The sequence below is a fragment of the uncultured Roseobacter sp. genome (assembly GCF_947495025.1).
Lineage (GTDB): Bacteria > Pseudomonadota > Alphaproteobacteria > Rhodobacterales > Rhodobacteraceae > Roseobacter.
The window spans coordinates 37,101-59,136 of the sequence record NZ_CANLXG010000007.1 but is presented as its reverse complement, the minus strand read 5'-3'; the positions used below and the strand labels follow the sequence as shown (position 1 = coordinate 59,136).

The window sequence follows — 22,036 nt, the reverse complement described above, 5'->3', positions numbered from 1 at the left end:
GAATATTGGATGAAAAGGTCACCACACCCAGAAGGCTCTGCGCAAAATCTTTCAGATCACGCGGTGACAGCCAGGCCAGCGCAAAGGGAATAATACACAGCGTGACCAGAAACAGCGCCGGCAGAATTCGTCTGGCCCGGCGTTCGTAAAACTGCAGCAGGCTGTAGCGGCCGGCAGAAATATCGGCGATCAGAATGGTCGTGATCAGGTAGCCGGAGATCACAAAGAAGACGTCAACGCCAACGAAGCCCCCTGCAAACAGTGCAAAATCCGCGTGGAACAGCACGACCGGCAGAACCGCGATCGTGCGAAGGCCATCTATCTCAGGACGGTACTGCATTGACGCTCCTCACCCACACAGGTCCGCCATATGCCATTTTGTACTGCATCCGGGCAAAAGGTGTTTTCATATCACTCACCAGGGTCTGAACCTTCAGGGTCCGGTGGCATGGGCCGCGGATCGATGAGAGAGGCCATGATCCAGCCGGCGACGAACCCGCCAAGATGTGTCTCCCAGGCCAGCTGGCCGTCCAGCGCCCACCACATCACCACATTCAGCGCGATCAGCACACCGACCATCCGTGCGACAGGCCACAGCCCCATCCGCTGGGAGAAACGGTCGATATAGGCCCAGGCCAGCAGACCGCCTGCCAGACCAAAGAGCGCGCCCGAAGCTCCCACCATCGGCTGCAGTGACGAAGACAGCAGCCCGTAAAATCCGGCCCCCCCAAGCAGAGCGGCCAGATAGATTGCCAGAAAACCGCGCCCGCCGACCCGGGCAGTCACCGCACCACCCAGCGACCACAGGGTGATCATATTGACCACCATATGCACCAGGCCGCCGTGCAGAAAACCGTAGGTGACAAACATCGTCCAGGGCTGCCAGGGGTAGTTCGGCTCCCAGCCACGCAGCAGCCCCGGCCAGAACCCGCCGTACTCATAGATCGTCGTACGCAGACGCGTTGCGGCTACAAGGCCGGTATCCCCCAGCAGCAGAACACCCTCGGCAATCACACAAAGCACAATCAGAACAGCCGGCAGCCACTCCGCGCCCTCAGGCCGGAAGCGCGGGCCGCTGTCTGGCACCGGCTCAGACATGGCTGCCGGCCGGGATCGGGGGGGGCTTTATGTGCATGATGTCCTCTCCGGCGGTTATGGCCGGAAAGAGAACCGTCTTTCAATGCTCAGAAAAACAGAATTTGAGGAGCGGTCCGCCTCATCATCAGAGACCACACGGGAATAGCGTACGCCGCTGACCAGATCCCAGTCGCGGGTCAGGTCGCGCCGGTAGGAGGCGTTGAGATCAATGCGGCGGCTGTCCTCGGAAAGTGCATCATTGAGAAAGCTCACGTCCCGCAGGCTCAGCCCGGCGTTCCAGCTGGAGATGCTGTTGATCCTCTCCGAGTAGTTCACCGAGAAGCGGGTGTTGACGACTTCCTCACTGTCTGTGCTGGTGCCGGGATCCTGGCGCAGGGACACCGACAGCGAACCACGCTGCAGCTCGTGCGAATAGGACACCCCGAAGAGCGGCGCCATATCCAGGTCTTCGGAATCCACCAGACCGGCAGAGAAACTCAGATCGCCTCCCCTGAGAGCAATCGCACGCCCGAGCCGAAAGGTGGTCCGGCGGCCGTTTTCCTCGATGTTCGACTGCAGATCGGCCCGGGCACTGCCGTTGGGCATATCAAGATCGGCCGTGATCCCCACAGATGTGCCGTTCTCGACACGGCTGACCGGTACGCCCCCGACGAATTCGTCGATCTCTACCCGGTCGCGGCCCAGCGACAGACCAAGGTTGAGACGCTGGGTCACGGCCAGCTGCAGCCCGGCGGCAAATCCGGTGGTGAGCCGGTCTGTCTCTTCGCCATCGGCATCAAAATCGCGCCAGTTCACGCCCAGGGTCGCCGTGATACGCGGATCAATCCGAAAGCGGGCCGTGGCCTCAAGGCCCCGGTCGTCCACACCAAAGAGGTCCGGGTTCGTGGTGTCGGAGAATGACCTGTCACGCACAAAGCCGGACAGGCTCAGCCCCACTGGCGCCTCCGTGCCCAGATCAAGCCCGAAGGTCAGCTGCGTGTCCCGGCGTGTCCCGTTGTCAATGATCAGATCCTGATTGGTCAGCAGGTCCTGGATAATGGAATCAGATACCTCGCTCTCGCGATAGGTCAGTCCGAAGTTGAAGGCGGCGTTTCGGGCGGTGCGGTCATACAGCAGGCGCAGCTCAGGATCTGTGATGCCGGTGTTTTCATCCAGCGGATCACGGTCGCCGAATTCCAGATCCGCCCCGATCCTCAGAAGCAGCCGTTCCCGTTCGGTGACACTCGACAGCCCGAAGGTCAGACCCGTACGGGCCGTAAGTTCACCGTCGGCGTCACCGGCTTCCAGATCCGGGTTGTCATTCCAGTCCACGGACTGGGAAACATCAAGGGTGGCCTCAAGACCACCCGTCTGCTGTGCCCCTGCCATAGCGGCGCAGCTACACAGCAGCGCCGTCATCAGTGCCCGATTTTTCAACCTGCCAGGCCCCCGCCCTTATGTTTTTCTACTCGAAGAGGCGCCGTTCCGGTGCAAGGATCACATCGCCGTCCTGCAGGCGGATGTTCTGTGCCTCTGCACCGTCGGCCAGTGCTTTATAATTGATACGATAGAGACTCTGCGCACCGGTGGCCGGGTCAGTCCGCCGCAGCTGAATTCTTTTCTGCGCGGCAAACCGTGTGAAGCCACCCGATTGTGCCAGAGCCTGCAGCAGTGTGGTGCCCTGGGCAACCGTGCGCTGTCCGGGGCTGCTGACCTCACCGATAAAATAGATCACAATCGGCTCCAGCAGCGTACCACCGGGGGCAATCCCCTCCGGCTCCGGCGCCCGGCGCTGGACCGCCACAAAGACGTTTGGCGGGATTGCAAAGTTGGAAGAGATACCCGTGGTCACTGCGCGTTCCACCTGGCTGAGCGTGCGGCCGCCGGCAAGAACCGTGCCCGCATAGGGAAAGCTGAACCGGCCGTCCGGCAGCACCAGCACCTGGCGGTTAAGCTGCGGATCCTCCAGAACCTCGATGCTCAGAGTGTCTCCCGGTTTGATACGATAATTGTCCTGCGCGCTGACAGGGGCCGTAAAGACCAGCGCCGCGATGAGCAGGCTGAAAACCCGAAAAATATGCATCATGCTGTACCTTCATGCTTATGCTTGCGTCATTGTGGGCGTTCAGAGCGCTCAGCGAAAGCAGAAAGGCGCTCTGAGACACTAAACAGCCGGAATGTTGTGCCGGTGCAACGGATGCGGACCGGCATATTTCCGGTAATTTACTGCTCTGCAGGCGCTGCTCTGAGGGCCTGAATGCGTTTCTGGGCATCGGTGATCTGGGCACGTGTATCGCCCGGACCGGCAAGCTCGATCGCACGCTGATACTGGCTGATTGCCTGCTCTGCCTGGCCCAGTTCCTCATAGACGCGGGCCAGATGGTACTGAACGATCGGATCGCGCGGCAGACCCCGGGCCGCAGGCTCCATGTAGCGCAGCGCCTCCTCGGCATCTCCTCTGCGGAAGGCAATCCAGCCATAGGTGTCCTGGAAGGGCGGCAGATCAGAATCGCGCAGACGGCGGGCGACGCGCCAGGCCCGGTCGAGGCTTTCGTCATCAGCCCGGTATGTGGCCAGCAGGCTCGCCAGGTTGTTGGCAACGACCGAGGAATTCGACAGCCGCTCGTAAAGGCCCTCGTAGATGGTGATCGCACCATCAATATCGTTTTCACGCTCCAGCAGGGTCGCTTTTGCCCAGAGCAGACGCGGCGCATCGGGCTGGGCCTCCAGACCCTCGTCAATGACCGCCGCCGCAGCATCAGTCTGCCCGGCAGCCCGCAGCACACGCGCCAGTTCCAGCCAGACAGCCGGGCGGGCTGCATTCTCGGCCAGCAGATCGCGATAGCCGGTGATCGCGCCATCAAGATCCCCTGTCGCAGCACGGGTCGAGGCCGCCGCATAGCGCAGGACCGGGTTATCCGGGGTCTCTGACACAAGGTCGTCTATGTAGCTTCGGGCGGAATCCGCATCACCACTGGCCAGACGGGCCTGCAGTACTGCCAGCTGTGAGGCCACCGAAGCGCCCTCGCCCTGGGCCAGATTCTCAAGGAAGCTCGAGGCCGCTTCAATACCGTCCTGCTGGTTCAGCAGATTGACCTCAATCTCGTTGGCTTCTGCCCGGGACCGTTCCGTATCGAGACGGCGCAGCGTGTCCACAATCTGGGTCGCACGCGGCTCGTCCTCCATCCGCAGATAGAGCTGGCCCAGCAGCGAGAGCAGGTCGATGTTGCCCGGATCCAGACGCAGGGCAGGGATCAGAATATCCTCTGCGGGCAGGTAACGCTCCTGCTCGATAAGCTGCGAGGCATAGCGGATGGATTCTGCCGGCGCGTTGCCCGAGGCATCCACCGCCAGCGCCAGGAAGTCACGTGCCAGCTCATGACTGCCCGCACGCGTATAGGCCTGGGCCATCAGCGTCATCGCCTGGGCGTCCTCCGGCTCCTGGTCGAGAGCCGCCCGCAGGCTGGTGATCGCCCCGTCAGTGTCGTCTGCATCAATCAGCCAGGCGGCCTGCATCTTCAGGGCAGCCACGTTTGTTGCATCCTCTTCGAGGACTTCCTCGACCAGCCGCCGCGCACCGACCTCATTACCGGTGGTGATCAGCATCCGTGACAGGGCAATCCTGGCCTGGCGGATCTGGTCGGTGGGCTCAGCGGCCCCGTCAATCAGAGCGCGCATGGACGCAATGGCCTCATCGCGCGCACCTTCGGCAAAGTCGTATCCGGCCAGTACCATCGGATAGATCACCGAGGTCGGGTTCACCTCGATCCCGCGCTGCAGTTCCTCGCGGGCCGCATCCGTCCCGCGGGTCTGGGCCACAAACTGTACCAGCGACAGGAAATGGTTGTTCTCCTCATCCGCCGGATCAGAGATGTCACGCAGGAAGGTCTCGGCCTTGTCCTGTTCGCCGCGGGCAACATAGAAACGGATCAGCGTCGATTTGATGTTGTCGTCCTGCGGGAAGCGCCCGACCATTTCCAGCAGCTGTTTCTCGATGGCAGCCTCATCCGCCATGCTGGCCAGAATGGCGAGGCGCTGGTTATAGAGATCCTGCTCATCGGGGTCTTCTGCGATCAGCGAGTCGATCAGCTCCAGCACTTTGCTGTATTCGCTGTCCAGCCGGTAACCGTCAATCAGCACACGGCGCAGGATCTGACTGTCCGGCAGCGTGTCCAGCAGCGTCTGGGCCTCGACCACAACAGCCCTGCGGGCTGCCGGATCCTCATTCAGCACCGCATCGCGGTAGCGCCGGCCGATATCAATGGCGCGTACCCGCGGGTCATCCATGGCCTTTTCAATGACCACATCCCCGTGGCGGTCCACTTCCTGCCAGTCCGCCCGCAGAAAGGCGATCTCTGTCAGAACCCGGCGGCCTTCGATATCATCAGGGTACTGCTCCACAAGGCGCAGGTACTGGCGGTAGGCCTCATTGGTCCGGCCTTCCTTCATGACCGCACGGGCATAGGTCGTGCGCGCCTCACGATGTCCCGGCACCAGTTCGAAAACGTTGCGCAGCTCGATCAGTGCCCGGTCGGTATCCCCGTCTTCCAGCAGGCTGAGCGCGTTTTCATAATATTCCTCAGCACGCTCCTCGGGGGAGTCGCAGGCCGCGAGAGCCGCAATAAAAGCAAGGGCCACAAAGGGACGACGGGGCAGGAAAGGGGGCACAGTAAACCTCATAGTAAAGCGCACCTGATCACAGGAACATCCGGACAGAATGTTCCCGTATCATACAACAGGTATACAGGGGATCAAAAGAATACGACCGTTTCAAGGCGTGACAGGCGCGCGGCGGCCGGATCAGTACCCGGTGCCACGCAGCATTACGCCAACGGTGCGGAGCATGATACGCAGGTCGCCCGTAAAGCTGACCGTGGCTGCATATCTGTCGTCATAATGCACCCGGTCGCAGAACCGGCAGTCATTGCGGTCAGAGACCTGCCACAGGCCGGTGATGCCCGGGCGGCACCGGAAATAGCCGTGGCCGTCATAGAGGTCACGCTGCTCGACCATCATCGGGCGTGGTCCGACAAGCGACATATCTCCCCAGAGCACATTCCACAGCTGTGGCAGCTCGTCGACGGAGGTCTTGCGCAGCAGCGCCCCGATCCGGGTGATGCGCGGATCTTTCTTGAGCTTCTGGGTGGTGTTCCACTCGATACGCGCCTCGGCGTTGGTCTTCAGATACTCTTCCAGCATCTGATGCGCGTCCGGCACCATGGTGCGCAGCTTCCACATGCGGAACACGCGTCCGTCACGGCCGATGCGTTGCTGGGCGTAAAAGGGGTTGCGGCCATCGAGGGCCACCAGCATCGCGATCACCAGCACCAGCGGCAGCACAACAGGCGCTGCGGCGAGTATAACAAGCGTGTCGAGGATGCGTTTGATACCGTTGCGGTAAACCGAGCCTTCGTCGGGCAGCGCAGGACGGACAATCTGCCCGTCAAGTTCCGCGTCCCCGGAAAGGTTCGTTAAATGCAATGTCATGAATGAATATCCAATCCGAGCAGGCAATCTTTAACAGGTCACTGAGTCGTCCCGCAGAAAATAAAGCAGCAGCATACGTTACGACATTGACTAAACTTATATATAATTTTGCACGAATTGGGTAACTGAATCTGGGGAGGTAAAAGCGGTTTTTTCCTGTTTGCCCCGGTAAACGCCCGAAAATGCAGCGTTTTCGCAACAACAGGACCTCTGGCTGTCATCCGTATGCGCGCACAGATTCAACTGTGGATTGTGTTTGTCCGGGAGTACATCAACAAAAACCTCTCTTTTTCATGGTTTGTCCTTAATCTGACAACAAAACCATCGCATTCACGATGCATCTGCGAATCGAACCGTGCAGAGTGCTGTTTTTGCAGCGCCTGTCGCCCGGAGGTAACAGTCATGCCCAATCGCGGCCATAGTTGACGTGCACAACAGGCTCTGCGCCCTTATATATACCCCGGACGGCAGATACGCCCGGACAGCCCCCGATACGGGAAAAAACTGAACACTGTATGAGTATGGATCTTTATACCACCTACTACGGCATGCGGGAGCGCCCCTTCACGCTGTTGCCGGACCCGGATTTTCTGTTCTGGTCTCCTGCCCACCGGCGGGCCTATTCGGTGCTGGAGTATGGCGTGCTGACCCGCTCACCGCTGACGGTGATCACCGGGGCCGTCGGCGCGGGGAAAACGACCCTGATCCAGAAGCTGCTCGGATCGCTGGACGAGGACACCGTGATCGGGCTGATCTCCAATGCCCAGGGCGGGCGTGGCGATCTGCTGCGCTGGGTGCTCAATGCGCTGAACATCTCGCATGACCCTCATGCCGATTACGTCGAGCTGCACCAGACACTCCAGGATTTCGCCATCAACGAATATGCCGAAGGCCGCCACGTGGTGCTGGTCATCGACGAGGCGCAGAACCTCAGCATCGAGGCGCTCGAGGAGCTGCGGCTGCTGACCAACATCAATTCCAACAAGGATGAGCTGATGCAGCTGATCCTGGTAGGCCAGCCCGAGCTGCGCCATATGATCGAGCGCCCGGAACTGCGCCAGTTCGCCCAGCGGGTGGCGGCGGCCTATCATCTGGACCCGATGGACCGGGCCACGACGATCCGCTACATCACGCACCGGCTTGTTCACGCCGGCGGGAGCGGCGAGGAGTTTACCCGGCCTGCTCTCAGCCGTATCTATGCCGAAACAGGCGGCGTGCCGCGTCTGGTGAACAAACTGTGCGATCTGGCGCTGGTCTATGCTGCCGGTGCCGAACGGGACCGTGTCGGCAGCCCCCTGATCAACGAACTGATCCGGGACGGCGTCTTTTTCAACCCGGTCAAGGATCCGCCGCTGTTTCTCGACCGTGACTATCTTGTTGGTAACAATCCCTACCCTGGTAAGGCAGCAGAATGAACCTGGACATCAAATTCTATCTCCGACTCCTGATCCGCCGGCTGCCGGTCATGACAGCCCTGTTTCTGATCTGTGCCGGTATCGGTGCGGCGGTGGCTGTCCGGCTGCCCGATGTCTACTCGACCTCCGCCAGACTGCTGGTGGAACGGCCGCAGATCCCCGATTCCATGGCCGCCTCCACAATCCGGACCGGCGCAAACGAACAGCTTTCCGTCATCCAGCAACAGCTGCTGACCCGTGCGAACCTGATCGATATCGCCAATGAATTCAGCGTCTTCCCGAACATCCGGCAGATGGAGCCGGATGATGTCGTCGACCGGATGCGGGCGACCACAAAGATCCGCCGTTCCGGCGGACGGGAACAGGCTCTGATCATGACCATTTCATTTGAAAATGAAAATCCGCGCGTCGCGGCGGCCGTGGTGAATGAATATGTCACGCTGATTCTCGATGCCAGCGCCCGGTTCCGGCTGGACCGCGCCGAAGGCACGCTGGATTTCTTTGAACAGGAGGTGGAGCGTCTGGGGGTTGAACTCGACACCCAGAGCGCCCGGATTGTCAGCTTCAAGAACCAGCACAAGAACGCGCTGCCCGATGATCTGGCCTATCGCCAGAACCGGCAGTCACTGCTGCAGGAGCGGCTGTCGCGGCTGGAGCGTGAACGCGCCTCGCTGGGCGAACAGCGCCAGCAGATCATCACGCTTTTCGAAAATACCGGCCGGCTTGGCTCGGGGGCCGCTGCGCTCACACCCGAAGCCCAGCAGCTTGAGCGTCTGCGCCGCGAGCTGGACCAGGCCCTGGCGGTCTATTCCGACACCCACCCGCGGGTGCGGCTGCTGCGGAACCGGATGAACCAGCTGGAAACCACCGTTTCGGCGCAGCTGAGCAGCAGCGGCGACGGGACCCAGCAGGCTTCGGTACTGGATGTGAGCCTGGCCGAACTGGATACCCGCATGGCGGATCTGACCCGTTCGGTCACCGAAACATCCGGCGAGCTTGAGGAACTGCGCGCCAGCATCGAGGCAACTCCCTCCAACAGCATCGCCCTGGGCGCGCTGAACCGCGACTATGCCAACACCCAGGCCCTGTACAACGCCGCCGTGCGCAATCTGAGCGAAGCACAGATGGGCGAACGGATCGAGGTCACCTCCAAGGGTCAGCGGGTCTCGGTGCTGGAAGGCGCCAATGTACCCAACCGGCCATCGGGGCCGAACCGGACAAAACTCATCGCCGCCGGGGTTGCCGCCGGCGCGGGTCTGGCCGTGGGCTTCTTTGTGCTGCTGGAACTGCTCAACCGGTCCATCCGGCGGCCCTCGGAAATCATCAGCCGGTTCGGGGTAACCCCGCTGGCAACCATCCCGTTCATGGAATCACAGACCCACCGCTGGGTCCGGCGCGGCGCGCTGATCACCGCCTTTGTTGCGGTGCTGGTCGGTGTGCCACTGGCCCTGTGGGTCATTGACAGCCAGTACATGCCACTGGAGCTTCTGGCTTCCAAGATCGCCGGAAAGCTCGGCTTTTCATGATAGTAACTTCTTGCCTGTACGATCTTTTACGCATGCACGCGTCAGCCCGGGACTGAGACATGGAAAAACTGCAGACAGCCATCGAAAAAGCCCGCCAGAAACGGCAGGGGACCGGGCCTGAAAAAGCGCCGGCCCGGCAGACACCGGCGCGCCGGGCAGCACCGGGCAGCGCCACGCTGGACAGCCTGTGGGAGAGTATCCCGGTCTGCCAGCCGTCGGATGCAACACTGGAGAAAAACCGTGTCGTGACGCTCAGGGCCGGCAAAGCCGCAACGCCCTTTGACATCCTGCGCACCAAGATCCTGCTGCAGATGCGCCAGAACAACTGGACCCGGCTGGCGATCACCTCTGCCACACCGGGCAGCGGCAAGACCACCATCGCCTGCAACCTGGCGCTTGGACTTGGCCGCCAGAAAGACCTGCGCGCGATGCTCTTTGATCTCGACCTGCGGCGGCCCCATGCGAGCAAAACGCTGGGTCTGAACAACCCCCACAACCTCAGCGATGTGCTGCTCGGTGATGTCCCGTTCAGTGAGCAGGCCATGCGCGTCGGCTCCAATGTGATCCTGTCGCTGACCAATCAGGCCGCGAGCGACCCGACGACCATCCTGCTGGGTGATGAAACCCAGGCCCGGCTGGACGAAATCCAGGACACATACAATCCGGACCTGATGATCTTTGACCTGCCACCGGTGCTCGTCAGTGACGACACACGCGCCTTCCTCAACAATGTTGACTGCGCCCTGATCGTGGCCCGGGCCAACCAGACCCGCTATGGCCAGTTTGATGCCGCCGAACACGAGATCGCCGAACACACCAATGTCCTGGGTGTGGTGCTCAACGGCAGCAACGTTGGCGGTGATGACGATATGTCCTACGGCGGATACGGCGGCTATTCCTACAGCGAGTGACATGTGCCGGTACCGCCACGTCACAGGCGTAAATTAACATAACATAGATTACAGATCTACTCCCGGTGTAACCGCTCCGGGGCTGAGAATACCTGTTCACATCACCGATAATTAGGAACTGAAGGGTACCAAATCACGCTGTTGTGTTTTGTACCAATCAGTTCCTAAGTCTATATCAAAGATACACACCGCAGCTGAACACCCCCGGCTCACCCATCATTTCAAAGGAACTCCAATGCCCGGATTCATGACACAGAAACTGCATGCCTATATCGACTACCCGGTTGCCGCCGGTCTCATTGTGATGCCATTCGTGCTTGGCCTGGGGACGACGCACCCGCTGGCTTTCACTCTGTCCGTCATTACGGGCATCGCGGCGCTGATCCTCACCCTGCTGACAGACCATGAAACCGGTTTGTTCCGCGTGCTGCCCTACAGGCTGCACCTCGCGGTTGATGGTATGGTCGGCGCGGCATTCGTTGCAGCGCCCTTCCTGTTTGGATTTGCGGGCCTTGATGCTGCGTACTACTGGGTTCTCGGCGCAACTGTCATCGCAGTCGTTGCACTGCACAGATCCGATGATGCGACGGTCCCGGCTGAATAAGCCAGCCGCCGTCTGACATGTAAGCGTTCTGTCACCCCACTGACAGAACGCCTGTTTCCCCGGTGGCAGCTCCGGCCCGGCACAGACCGCGCTGCCCGGGGCGCTGACACTGAAACCCGTTCAGAGCCTGCTGAGATAGGCACCATAGTCGTTCTTGGCGTATTTTTTCGCCTCACGCTGCAAATCATCACGGCTGATCCAGCCCAGCTCGAACGCAATCTCCTCGGGGCTGCCGATCTGCTGGCCCTGGCGCTTTTCGATGGTGCGCACAAAGTTGCCCGCATCCAGCAGACTGCCGTGCGTGCCGGTATCAAGCCAGGCATAGCCCCGCCCCATACGCTGTACCTTCAGGCTGCCCTCGGCCAGATACATCTCCAGCAGCGTGGTAATCTCTACCTCGCCGCGGGCTGATGGCTTCACGGTGCGCGCCTTTGCCGGGGCTGTGCCATCGACAAAATAAAGCCCCGTGACCGCGTGGTTGGAGGGCGGCACCTGCGGTTTTTCGATGATCCCGCGCACGGTGCCGTCGTCCTCGAAATCCACCACACCATAGCGTTCGGGGTCGGCCACCTGATAGCCGAACACCGTGGCGCCGGTGCCGCGCGCATCGGCCTCGGCCATGAGATCGGGCAGACCCTGACCGAAAAAGATATTGTCCCCCAGCACCAGTGCCGAGGGTGCGCCCGCCAGAAAGTCCTCGGCCAGAATAAATGCCTGGGCCAGCCCGTCAGGCGAGGGCTGTTCGATATACGTCAGGCTGACACCCCACTGCGATCCGTCCCCCAGCATGCGCTGAAACTGGTGCTGGTCCTCAGGCGTGGTGATCATCGCAATCTCGCGGATCCCTGCCAGCATCAGCACTGACAGCGGGTAATAGATCATCGGCTTGTCATAGATCGGCAGCAGCTGTTTGGAGACCCCCAGCGTGATCGGATAGAGCCGTGTGCCGGACCCGCCGGCCAGGATGATCCCTTTGCGTTGCATCGAAAAACTCCTTTATCAGGCTCTGTTCAGCTCGGAAATCACATCTGCCAGACCTGCCCGCCAGTCAGGGGCGGCAAGGCCAAAGGCCCGGGTCGTCGCAGAGCAGTCCAGCCGGGAATTGAGCGGACGCGCCGCGGGTGTGGGATAGTCCGCGGTCGGGATATCCGTGACCACGACATCAAGACCTGCCAGGGCAAAAATCTCCCGCGCGAAATCTGCCCAGCTGACCGCGGGTGCCCCTGCGAAATGATAGGTCCCAAAGAGTTCCTTATCGCCCCGCAGCGCCCCGGCCATCTGCATCGCGGCCGCAGCAATATCGCGCGCAGGCGTCGGCCCGCCGATCTGGTCAGCGACGATGCTCAGGGCATCGCGCTCTGCCCCCAGCCGCAGCATGGTTTTCACAAAATTCGCGCCATGGGCCGAAAAGACCCAGGAGGTGCGCAGGATCGCATGGATGCCCCCGGCCCCGGCCACCCCACGCTCGCCGCCCAGTTTACTGGCGCCATAGACACCCAGCGGACCGGTCGCATCCCCGGGCTGCCAGGGGCGGTCACCGGAGCCGTCAAAGACATAGTCGGTCGAGATATGCACAAAGGGCAGCCCCCGCGCAGCAGCGGCGGCGGCCATCGCTGTGGGGGCCATGGCGTTCACAATCATTGCAGTGTCGCGGTCGTCCTCGGCCCTGTCCACGGCCGTATAGGCGGCGGCATTGATCACAGCATCCGCATCCGTGTCTGCAATCACCGCCTCGCAGGCGCCGGGGTCTGTCAGATCCGCCTGATCGCGTCCCAGACAGGTTACCCCGTCAAAACGCGCCAGTTCCGTGGCCACCTGCCCGGTTTTGCCAAAAACCAGAACTTTCACGCCTTCACACCCAGGCGGTCGCCCACGCCCTGGCGGTTCTGCAGGGCACGCCACCAGTCCTCATTATCGAGATACCACTGGACGGTTTTTTCCAGCCCCTCCTCCAGCGTGACCGAGGGCCGCCAGCCCAGCTCTCCGGCAATGCGCGACGGGTCAATCGCATAGCGCATGTCATGGCCCGGGCGGTCCGTCACAAAGGTGATCTGGTCCTCGTAGGGACTGTTTTTAGGGCGTTTCTCTTCAAGAATACGGCAGATCATGCGCACGATATCGATGTTTTTCGCCTCGTTCTCGCCACCGATATTATAGCTGCGCCCCACCTGCCCTTTTTCCAGTACCGTCAGCAACGCATCCGCGTGGTCCTCGACATAGAGCCAGTCGCGCACGTTCTCGCCTGCGCCGTAGACGGGGATGTCTTTGCCGGCCAGCGCATTCAGAATGACCACCGGGATCAGCTTTTCAGGGAAATGATAGGGGCCGTAATTGTTCGAGCAGTTGGTCAGCACCACCGGCAGCCCATAGGTTTCCGCCCAGGCGCGCACCAGATGATCGCTTGCGGCCTTGGACGCCGAATAGGGCGAGCGCGGATCATAGGGGGTCTCTTCAGTGAACTGTCCGGTCTCACCCAGCGAACCGAACACCTCATCGGTCGAGATATGATGAAAGCGGAAGCTTTCCGGCCTGCCCTGCGCTGTCCAGTAACTGCGGGCAGCCTCCAGCAGCTGATAGGTCCCGGTGATATTGGTCTCGATGAAATCGCCGGGGCCGTCGATCGACCGGTCCACGTGGGATTCTGCGGCCAGATGCATCACCGCATCGGGTTTATGGGCGGCAAAAATCCGGTCGAGCGCGCCGCGGTCGCGGATATCGGCCTGCTCAAAAGTATAGAGCGGGCTGTCGGCCACAGAGGCCACATTCTCGGGACAGGCCGCATAGGTCAGCGCATCGAGGTTCACAACCGCATGGCCACGCGCCACCGCAAGCCGCACGACGGCCGATCCGATAAACCCCGCCCCCCCTGTGATCAGTAATTTCATTCTTCCCGGATCTCCCATCTGCCCGTAACACCGCACCGGACTTCAGCAAAACGGGGATGCTGTCCCCGGCTTCCGGTCTTCACAGGTGCAGGCCTTTCCCCGAGCAACACGCCTCTGGCCCTGTGGTGTATACTTATGTGACCCTGCATCCTGTCGTCCGCATCGCTGTTTCAGGCCATTCGCACAAGGGCATATTTTACTGAATAGTCTTTGTATAGGCGCTGGCGGGGAATACACGCCCGGATTTATGCGCGGGCAGCGTGGACAAAATGTAACCGGCACCTCTAATGTTCTGTTGGAAAACGGCCAAACATCCCTTATCCCGGCTCTGATACGGGTTCATAGTGAAGAAGGTTCCGAGTTGAATATACTGCGCAGATCATTGCACAATTTCCGGAGCCTGTTTCACAGGGCTTTCTTTAAAACCTACGTTCAGAGGATCCGGTCCGCGGGGCCCATGGAGAGTGTCGACGAGATTTACCGCTACGCCACGCGGGCGAACATGTCGGTGCTCTACTGCATTCAGTCCAGAGAAGAGCTGTTACCGGTCCTTGAGGAAGTCAGAACGCTGAATCCCGGGGTCGTGCTGGAAATCGGCACAGCAGGCGGTGCAACACTGTTCATGCTGACGCGCGTGGCGGACAAAGCGGCAACCGTGATCAGTCTCGATCTGCCAGGTGGTCCTTTTGGCGGCGGCTATCCGGACGCCCGCAAAGAGCTCTACGAGGCCTTCGCGCTGCCCGGGCAGACCATGCACCTGATGCGCGAGGACTCGCACCGGCCCGAAACCCTGGAGGGCCTGAAAGACCTGCTGAAGGGGCGGCAGATTGATTTCATGCTGATTGACGGTGATCACACCTATGAGGGCGTGAAGCAGGACTACGAGATGTATGCCGGGCTCGTGCGGCCGGGTGGAATCATTGCCTTTCACGATATTGTCTACGCAGAAGGTGTTGCCCGTTTCTGGGAAGAACTCCGTGTGCAGCAGCCCTCCGCAAGGGAATACGTGGCAAAGCAGGGCAGGAAATTCGGGCTGGGCCTGATCACGCAGGGCGACTAGCCACCCCGGCAGCCGCAGACAGCCCCCGGCTGCCGGAAACGCGCACCTGCCCGGGATCAGGTTTGTATTGTTTTGCTGTCACCTAAAGCTCTATAGAGTGCGTCGGGGGCCTGCCGTTCCGGGGTGTCGTAATGATTGAGAAAAGTGCTTCAGTGTCAGATGTTTCTGGCGACGCAGACAGATCTGCCGGGATCGGGGAGACCCTTCTGGCGCACCGCCATGCCCTGGCCCTGGCCCTGATCGATACCGCCGTTCTGGTTCCCAGGTTCGCAGAGGAAATCGCCGCGACGAACGACAGCGGACAGGCGTTTGCGGAACGCGAACATTATTGTCTCGTGGATTATCTCATCCGGTGGGCCGGCGAGGGTGACGCAACATACCGCGCCCTCTATCTGGGCGAGCGCGCAAAGATGGCCTATGATCCTGCGCATACCGTCGCCGAGCGCAATACCGTCATCCGGCAGCTGATCGAAAACGACGCGCGGCTGATCGGCGAACATCTGGCAACTGCCCCCGAAGCTGTGCGCGCTGCGGTCTCCGACGCCTTTGCAGACCTTCTGCAGCGCGTATCCGGCCAGGGCACGCAGGAACTTCGGGTGTTGCTGGTAGGCGACTGCCTGCACCTTGACGTGGTGGCTTTCCTGGCCGACGCCCTGGGCCGGCACGACATTTCCATCCTGCCCCATTTCGTGACCGACAAGAACCCGGCCGGGGCAGTGGAGAGGCTGAAAGCGCTGGGAGACAAGCCTTTCGACCTGGTATTCTACAGCCCCTTTACCTACGAGAACGGGCTGCATTCCGGCACCCTGTACCGGCTGCGCAATGCGCTCATGCCAAGAGCGAAACAGCGCGCGGTTGTGGCTGACCTGCTGGAGGAGGTCACCCAGGTGGCCGAGACCCTGGCGCAGACCTTTGCCGTCCCGGTTTTCATCCACAACACCGTTGCAGTGTCCCGCCATACCGGCACCGCGCGCGAGGCGCTGACACGGGTTGTCTCGGAACGGATGCGCCACTGGATCCGGCACAGGATTGACGAAGGCATTGATGCGCTGATCACGCGTCTGAACGGGGAAACCTTCCCGCATCTGCACAAGATCGACGAGCTGAAATACCTCGGGCAGCATCCGGAAAAGGATCTCGGCCGGTATCTCTACCGTCAGGCGCTGCAGCATCCCGCCCGGCTGGGCGCGGCCATTGCAGAGGATTATGCGCTGATCATCCAGACCGCGGCCCTTCTGCTGAAAAAGAAGATGGTGGTCTGCGATCTCGACAACACACTCTGGGACGGGGTGATCGGCGAAGGTGCCGTCGACCATTTCCGGGATCGTCAGGAGCTGCTCAGAAAGCTCAAGGCCAAGGGTGTGGTGCTGTCCATCGCCTCCAAGAATGATCCTGCGAATGTCCACTGGACGGGCGGCGTGCTGTCAGAGGATGACTTTGTCTACAGCCATATTTCCTGGGCGCCGAAGGTGACGGCTTTCAGCGATATGGAGCAGAGCCTGAATCTCAGGAGCAAGGATTTTGTCTTTATCGACGACCGCGCGGACGAGCGGGCAATGGCTGCAGAACACCATCCCCTGATGCAGGTGCTGGACGCCGAGGACAGCCACACCTGGGCGATGTTCGCGATGTGGGAACAGATGCTGGATGCCAATCCTGATATGGACCGCACGCAGATGTATCTCGACCGGGCCAAACGCCAGGCCTTTGAGGCCACGAGCACGGGCGGCGGAGAAGACAAGGCGGCCCTCTTTGGCAAACTCGGTCTGAAGCTGCAGATCCGGGAAGCCACAAAAAAGGATCTCAAACGCGCCACCGAGCTGGTGAACAGAACCAACCAGTTCAACATGAACGCCGCGCGGGTCACCTTTCCGCAGATGAGCGGGTGGCAGGCTGCTGACGATGCCCGGGTTTATATCGCGTCTATGTCGGATAATTTCGGAGACATGGGGATCATTTCAGTGCTGGTAGCGACGAAAGAAGGCGACGCGCTGCATATTCCGGTCTTTGTGCTGAGCTGCCGGGTCTTTGGCTATGGTGTGGAAACAGCGCTGCTGAATGCTGTCAGGACAGCCGTCACCGATCTGGGGGCCACACAGCTCGTCGGGCGCCACGTACCAACCCAGGTCAATGCTCCCTGCCGCGACACCTATGCGGAAAACGGGTTTTCAGAGCAGGATGCACAGTGGGTCTGGAAAGCCGGGGACCCTGCCCCGGAAGATCCGGGCTGGCTGTCCGTCTCGGCCGGCTGAACAGGTCCGGAATCAGGCCTCCGGCTGCCAGGTAAACGGGCTGTCGAAATCCGCGAAGGCTGTTGCGGCCGCGTCCTTTTCAGAGAGCACCGGTTCGAGACCGCCAAGCCCCCAGTCTATACCGACACTGTCAAACCGCACGGCACCGTCACATTCCGGCGCATAGTAGTCTGAACATTTATAGATGATCTCGGTCTCCGGAACCCGTGTCACAAAACCATGCAGAAAGCCCTCGGGCACCAGCAGCTGGCGTCCGTTCTCAAAGCTCAGCTCGGCCCCCGTCCACTGCCCGTAGGTGGGCGAGCCGCGCCGGACATCGACCACCACATCGAAAAACGCGCCGCGCCCGCAGCGTACCAGCTTGGCCTGGGCATGAGGCGGGGCCTGAAAATGCAGCCCCCGTACGGTGCCGGGCTGCATCGAGAGCGAATGATTGTCCTGCACCCAGTCATGGTCCAGCCCGGCCTCTGCCAGATTGCGCCGGCTCCAGCTTTCGCTGAAAAAGCCCCGCGCATCCCCGAAACGTTTCGGGGTCAGCACCACGACGCCCGGCAGCTCTGTCTGCTCAATCTGCACTGTCTTTGCCCTCATGCCACAGGATCACCGTTTCCCGCGCCGATCTCCTATCAAGGCACCGGGGCCCTGTCACCGTCAAAGGCAGGCCTCAGGACGCAGAGCCATGACCATAGTACTCCAGAAACCACGCCGCAAAAGCCGCCGTCCCCGTTGTGATATCTGTCTTCGGGGAAAAACCGGTCAGCTGCCGCAGCAGGGACACATCGGCCCAGGTGGCCGGCACATCACCGGGCTGCATGTCCATCATGTTGCGCTCTGCACGACGTCCCAGCCCCTGCTCCAGCGCGGCGATGAAATCGAGCAGCCGCACCTTGTCTGCATTCCCGATATTGACCACCCGGAAAGGCGCAACAGGTGACAGACTGTCACCCGGCACGGGCGGAAGCCCACGCTCCGGCACAGGCGGAACGGCCTCCATCAGCCGGTCAATACCCTCCACCAGATCCTCCACATAGGTAAAGTCGCGGTACATGTCCCCGTGATTGAACACGTTGATCGGCCGCCCTTCGGTGATGGCACTGGCGAACAGGATCGGGGCCATATCCGGCCGTCCCCAGGGACCATAGACCGTAAAGAAGCGGAACATCGTCACCGGCAGCTGCCACAGATGTGCGCAGACATGTCCGATGTTCTCGGTTGCCTTCTTGGTGGCCGCATAGATCGTCATCTGGGTATCGGCCTTATCAGTCTCTGTAAAAGGCATTTGGGTGTTTGCGCCGTAAACTGATGAGGTCGATGCCATCATCAGGTGACGCACCCCGGTCCGGTGCGCGGCCTCCAGCACGTTGAAACTGCCGGTAACATTGCTGTCGAGGTAGGCCCGGGGGTTTTCCAGGCTGTAGCGCACGCCCGCCTGCCCGGCCAGATGGATGATCACCTCCGGTGCGAAACCATCCACCGCTGCATCCAGGCTGTCCCGGTCCTCCAGCAGGCCTTCGGTCATGGCAAAGCCTGCCGCAGCCTCCAGCAGGGCCAGCCGGTCGCGTTTGAGCTGCGGGTCATAGTAATCGGTCATCCCGTCATAGCCGTGCACCTCATGCCCGGCCGCCAGCAGGCGCCGCGCCAGGTGAAACCCGATGAACCCTGCGGCGCCGGTGATGAAGATTCTGCTCATATGTTGTTGTTCCTGCTGTCCGTCCGGCGTCGCCCTGCCCCGGCTCAGCCGGTGGAGACAGAAAAGCCGATACCATTCTGCGTCACAGACCTGAACAGGTCCAGATGGTGCGGCCGGGCAAAGAGATAATCGTTCAGGGTGGCGGTTTCCCGTGTCCAGCGCTCCGACGGAAATGCCGTCACCGGTTCCAGCCGCAGCAGACGGTCCTCCTCGGTGGCCTTCACGATGGCATAGATCCCGTAGCCGTGTTTCTCCACCAGCGCCTGCAGTCTGCGGCCCTGCGCCGCAATCGCCTCCGGATCAGACCGGTCATCGGGCCGGAGCACTTCGCAGATGATCACCGCATCTCCCTCCGCCAGCAGATCCTCCGCGCCTTCCAGCACCATCAGCTCCGCGCCCTCCACATCGATTTTCACCATCGCAATGTCGCTGTAATCGATCATGCCCCGGAACGAGGCCAGAGGCAGATGCACCACCGGGACCCCGCGCAGCTCACGGCCCGGGCGCAGGCCGGCCATGATCGATGCACCGGTATCATGGGCCACGTCCGGATTGACCAGCAGACTGACCGCCCCTGCGGTATCGGCCAGCGCACAGGCATAGACGGCCGCGTCCAGATCATTGGCCAGGATCAGATCATTGCAGTAACCCGCGCAGACCGGATTGGGCTCAAACCCGATATAGCGCTGCGGCGCGGGGCTGGCGGCGAATTCCAGCAGGGTCTGCCCGTTATTGGCCCCAATATCGAGAAACAGTGACCGTTCGTCCCGGCACAGCGCCCCAAAGAAGGTGGATTTCCAGGTTGGCGACGGGGGAACCCGGGCAACCTTCCGGTGAAACCGGAACCGGGCCGGAAACCGGAACTCCGCACCATAGGCCTGCAGCCGGACATGGTGGGCAAAAGGCGACAGCGCCCCGCCACCGGCCGCAGCCCTCAGGCCCCTGTGCACCCGGCGCAGCGGCGCTTTCGCAAAGTCAGGGATCAGCCTTCTGATATGCGATGACAGGATCATGACGTCCGGTACCCCCCTGCAGATGCAGCAGAACAGAGGCTAGCGCGGTCCGCGCAGAATGGACAGCACAGAAATTGCGGCCGGCCGGATCGTGGCGGATGTGATGACTCTGTGCAGACGACATGCTAGGCACGCCCGCGACGGCAGTCACCGCATCCCCAAGAAAGGCATACCAGGTCTATGAAACGCACTTTCCTGCTGGGTGTCGGTGCCCAGAAAGCCGGAACAAGCTGGCTCTATTCACTGCTGGAGCAGTCAGAGCAGTTCGCCCCGGGTTTCACCAAGGAATACCATATCTGGGACGTGCGCACGGTACCCGTCTTCCGGCCGTTGCGGCGGCGGCTCCGCGACATCCGTTTCGGGCAGCGCAAACACCGCCGGCAGGATCTGCGCGTCTGGCTGATGGAAAACCTGCCGACCCGCTATTTCAGCTATTTTGACCGCCTGCTGGCTGCAGACGGCAAAACGCTTACCGCAGACATCACCCCTGCGTATTCAGCGCTTGATGTCGCAACACTGCGCCGGATCCGGGCGGGCATTGTGGCCCGGGGCATGACATTCCGCTGCGTCTTCATCATGCGCGATCCCGTAAAGCGCTGTCTCTCCGCCTTCAACATGCACCGCAACCAGGGCACGGGAGAGGTCATGGAGGGTGTCCGGCTGGGGGCAGAACGGACCGAGGCTTTTCGCGACTATGTGGTGTCGGACGACGCCCGGCTGCGCACCGCCTATGAGCAGACACTGCGCGCGCTCGGCGAGGCCCTGCCGGCCGAAGAGACCATGGTGCTGATCTATGAGGAACTGTTCCGGCCCGAGACCATCACCCGGCTTGAGGCGTTCCTGGGGATCCCGCTCGACCAGGACCACCTGGAAACGCAGATTTTCAAAACCGACTACCGGGAAGCACCGGATCCCGAAGCCGTAAAGCTTTGCTTTGAGACCTACAGGCCGACCTATGACGCCGTGGCAGAGCAGTTTCCGCAGGTCAGGGAGCTCTGGTACGGTCTGAAAAAATACACCTGACACAGGCCAGGTTCAGAGCGCTTTCATGAACCCGCAGACCTGACCCACCAGCGCGCGGTAGCGATCAGGCGGGAAGTGTTCCAGCCGCTGGCCGGTATGGCCGAGCGCGGCCAGAACATAGGCCAGGGAATCTTCTCTGCTGCAGGCCATTACCTCCTGCAGGGCGGCCACATGACGGGTCGCGACACGCGCCGGGCTGCGCAGCGACATCAGCATGCGGGCCATATCAATAAACGGATAGCCCTCGGCGCTCAGCCCCGCCCAGTCGATCACATGAAAGGGCACTGCTTCGCCCCGCAGCGGCCGCAGAACGTTGCCGCTCCAGAAATCACCATGCTGAAAGCAATGTTCCGGCACCCAGGTGCCCGCCCGCAGCCGGTCCAGCGCCTGATGCGCGGTCCCGCGGATCGCATCAGGCAGTCCGGCGTCACCGGCAATTGTACCCAGATCCCCCGAAACAGTCTCTGTATTGGCCTTTTTGCGGGTTTCGGCCGCCAGGGCGACAAGCCAGTCACAGATACGCCCGGTATACTGCCGGCGCCGGATCACCCTCAGGACCCGTCCCCCGGCCAGAAAATCGGGGCGCGCAGACCACAGGGCAAAATGGCGCCCCGCTACCACACCATCTGTCAGGGGCGGCAGAACCGGGGCTGCGACCGCGGCAGACAGCTGTGCCCGGCACAGTGCTATGTTGCGGACCGCCCGGCCCATCATATCCGGATTGCCCGCCCCGGAGACCAGCAGAAAGCCCGGTGCCTCACCCGGCAGGCTGACACGGTATTTCAGGGTGGCATCGGCCACCTCTGCCTTGTGTGCGGCATCCTGCAAAGGGTGGATGGCTGCCGCTGTCAGGTCCTGCCCCAGCCCCGCAGACAGCGCGGCGGCAAGCGCCGGCAGACCGGGCGGCGCATCGACAGGGCTGAGATTATCGGGAGAGGTCACAATCGGCTCTTTCATCACTGGCTTCCCCGGCCGGAGGGCCGGGTTCCGGGCGGAACGTATCTCCCTGCCGTCGCTTCTGCCAGCCATTATTCCACCGGTTCTGACCAGGCCGCAGGGCGTTGACATCCCCCTGCCCTGCAAGCATCACCGC

Annotated in this window: 20 protein-coding genes; 7 read left to right on the top strand and 13 right to left on the bottom strand. The window is 61.4% G+C overall.

Going from position 1 to position 22,036, the window contains the following annotated elements; all coding sequences use genetic code 11:
- The 6 genes from Q0792_RS19775 to Q0792_RS19750 all read right to left on the bottom strand — a co-directional run.
- Positions 1 to 340, bottom strand: a 340-nt coding sequence (locus Q0792_RS19775) for an acyltransferase (RefSeq protein WP_298845178.1), incomplete at its 3' end; no start/stop codon positions are given.
- A gap of 71 nt (positions 341 to 411) precedes the next feature.
- Complete coding sequence (locus Q0792_RS19770; protein ID WP_298845175.1) at positions 412 to 1,098, bottom strand: rhomboid family intramembrane serine protease; 687 nt, start codon at positions 1,096 to 1,098, stop codon at positions 412 to 414.
- Positions 1,099 to 1,152: 54 nt separating this feature from the next.
- Positions 1,153 to 2,466, bottom strand: a complete 1,314-nt coding sequence (locus Q0792_RS19765; protein WP_298845173.1) for a hypothetical protein — start codon at positions 2,464 to 2,466, stop codon at positions 1,153 to 1,155.
- A gap of 76 nt (positions 2,467 to 2,542) precedes the next feature.
- Positions 2,543 to 3,163, bottom strand: a complete 621-nt coding sequence (locus tag Q0792_RS19760) for a polysaccharide biosynthesis/export family protein (RefSeq protein WP_298845170.1) — start codon at positions 3,161 to 3,163, stop codon at positions 2,543 to 2,545.
- A 137-nt stretch (positions 3,164 to 3,300) separates the two neighbouring features.
- Positions 3,301 to 5,757 (bottom strand): tetratricopeptide repeat protein, encoded by a 2,457-nt coding sequence (locus tag Q0792_RS19755; RefSeq protein WP_298845168.1) that lies wholly within the window; start codon positions 5,755 to 5,757, stop codon positions 3,301 to 3,303.
- A 120-nt stretch (positions 5,758 to 5,877) separates the two neighbouring features.
- The gene (locus Q0792_RS19750) at positions 5,878 to 6,564 is read right to left on the bottom strand and encodes a sugar transferase (RefSeq protein WP_298845166.1); all 687 of its coding nucleotides are present in this window, start codon (positions 6,562 to 6,564) and stop codon (positions 5,878 to 5,880) included.
- A 515-nt stretch (positions 6,565 to 7,079) separates the two neighbouring features.
- Between Q0792_RS19750 and Q0792_RS19745 the strand changes: the two genes are divergently transcribed.
- The 4 genes from Q0792_RS19745 to Q0792_RS19730 all read left to right on the top strand — a co-directional run bounded on the left by Q0792_RS19745 (position 7,080) and on the right by Q0792_RS19730 (position 11,020).
- Positions 7,080 to 7,979: an AAA family ATPase gene (locus Q0792_RS19745; RefSeq protein ID WP_298845164.1), complete on the top strand. Its 900-nt coding sequence runs from the start codon at positions 7,080 to 7,082 to the stop codon at positions 7,977 to 7,979.
- Positions 7,976 to 9,505 carry a hypothetical protein gene (locus Q0792_RS19740; protein ID WP_298845159.1) on the top strand — a complete coding sequence of 510 codons (1,530 nt, stop codon included), beginning with the start codon at positions 7,976 to 7,978 and terminating at the stop codon, positions 9,503 to 9,505. Before Q0792_RS19745 ends, Q0792_RS19740 begins: the two co-directional genes overlap by 4 nt.
- 59 nt (positions 9,506 to 9,564) lie before the next feature.
- A complete protein-coding gene (locus Q0792_RS19735) occupies positions 9,565 to 10,416 on the top strand; it encodes a CpsD/CapB family tyrosine-protein kinase (RefSeq protein WP_298845156.1) in 852 nt (283 codons plus the stop codon).
- 235 nt (positions 10,417 to 10,651) lie between these two features.
- Positions 10,652 to 11,020 carry a hypothetical protein gene (locus Q0792_RS19730; protein WP_298845153.1) on the top strand — a complete coding sequence of 123 codons (369 nt, stop codon included), beginning with the start codon at positions 10,652 to 10,654 and terminating at the stop codon, positions 11,018 to 11,020.
- Between the two features lie 120 nt (positions 11,021 to 11,140).
- Here the strand turns inward: Q0792_RS19730 and rfbA are convergent, their stop codons facing one another.
- Genes rfbA through rfbB form a run of 3 tightly spaced genes read right to left on the bottom strand, consistent with a single transcriptional unit; the run spans position 11,141 to position 13,905 of the window.
- Positions 11,141 to 12,004: a glucose-1-phosphate thymidylyltransferase RfbA gene (rfbA, locus tag Q0792_RS19725; protein WP_298845150.1), complete on the bottom strand. Its 864-nt coding sequence runs from the start codon at positions 12,002 to 12,004 to the stop codon at positions 11,141 to 11,143.
- 15 nt (positions 12,005 to 12,019) lie between these two features.
- On the bottom strand, positions 12,020 to 12,868 hold the full coding sequence (gene rfbD, locus Q0792_RS19720) for a dTDP-4-dehydrorhamnose reductase (RefSeq protein ID WP_298845148.1): 849 nt from the start codon (positions 12,866 to 12,868) through the stop codon (positions 12,020 to 12,022).
- Positions 12,865 to 13,905 (bottom strand): dTDP-glucose 4,6-dehydratase, encoded by a 1,041-nt coding sequence (rfbB, locus tag Q0792_RS19715; RefSeq protein ID WP_298845145.1) that lies wholly within the window; start codon positions 13,903 to 13,905, stop codon positions 12,865 to 12,867. The genes rfbD and rfbB overlap by 4 nt, the downstream gene beginning before the upstream one ends.
- Before the next feature lie 457 nt (positions 13,906 to 14,362).
- Here rfbB and Q0792_RS19710 point away from each other — a divergent pair, with 457 nt between their 5' ends.
- Positions 14,363 to 14,965: a class I SAM-dependent methyltransferase gene (locus tag Q0792_RS19710; protein WP_298845142.1), complete on the top strand. Its 603-nt coding sequence runs from the start codon at positions 14,363 to 14,365 to the stop codon at positions 14,963 to 14,965.
- Positions 14,966 to 15,096: 131 nt separating this feature from the next.
- A complete protein-coding gene (locus Q0792_RS19705; RefSeq protein ID WP_298845139.1) occupies positions 15,097 to 17,217 on the top strand; it encodes an HAD-IIIC family phosphatase in 2,121 nt (706 codons plus the stop codon).
- Between the two features lie 12 nt (positions 17,218 to 17,229).
- Here the strand turns inward: Q0792_RS19705 and rfbC are convergent, their stop codons facing one another.
- The 3 genes from rfbC to Q0792_RS19690 all read right to left on the bottom strand — a co-directional run bounded on the left by rfbC (position 17,230) and on the right by Q0792_RS19690 (position 19,920).
- A complete protein-coding gene (rfbC, locus tag Q0792_RS19700; protein WP_298845181.1) occupies positions 17,230 to 17,793 on the bottom strand; it encodes a dTDP-4-dehydrorhamnose 3,5-epimerase in 564 nt (187 codons plus the stop codon).
- Positions 17,794 to 17,881: 88 nt separating this feature from the next.
- The gene (locus Q0792_RS19695; protein WP_298845135.1) at positions 17,882 to 18,907 is read right to left on the bottom strand and encodes an NAD-dependent epimerase/dehydratase family protein; all 1,026 of its coding nucleotides are present in this window, start codon (positions 18,905 to 18,907) and stop codon (positions 17,882 to 17,884) included.
- 44 nt (positions 18,908 to 18,951) lie between these two features.
- Positions 18,952 to 19,920, bottom strand: coding sequence for an FkbM family methyltransferase (locus Q0792_RS19690; protein WP_298845133.1), 969 nt, complete (start codon positions 19,918 to 19,920; stop codon positions 18,952 to 18,954).
- Between the two features lie 180 nt (positions 19,921 to 20,100).
- Here Q0792_RS19690 and Q0792_RS19685 point away from each other — a divergent pair, with 180 nt between their 5' ends.
- Positions 20,101 to 20,943: a sulfotransferase domain-containing protein gene (locus Q0792_RS19685; protein WP_298845130.1), complete on the top strand. Its 843-nt coding sequence runs from the start codon at positions 20,101 to 20,103 to the stop codon at positions 20,941 to 20,943.
- 12 nt (positions 20,944 to 20,955) lie between these two features.
- Here the strand turns inward: Q0792_RS19685 and Q0792_RS19680 are convergent, their stop codons facing one another.
- A complete protein-coding gene (locus tag Q0792_RS19680; protein ID WP_298845127.1) occupies positions 20,956 to 21,900 on the bottom strand; it encodes a phosphotransferase in 945 nt (314 codons plus the stop codon).
- Between the last annotated feature and the right edge of the window lie 136 nt (positions 21,901 to 22,036).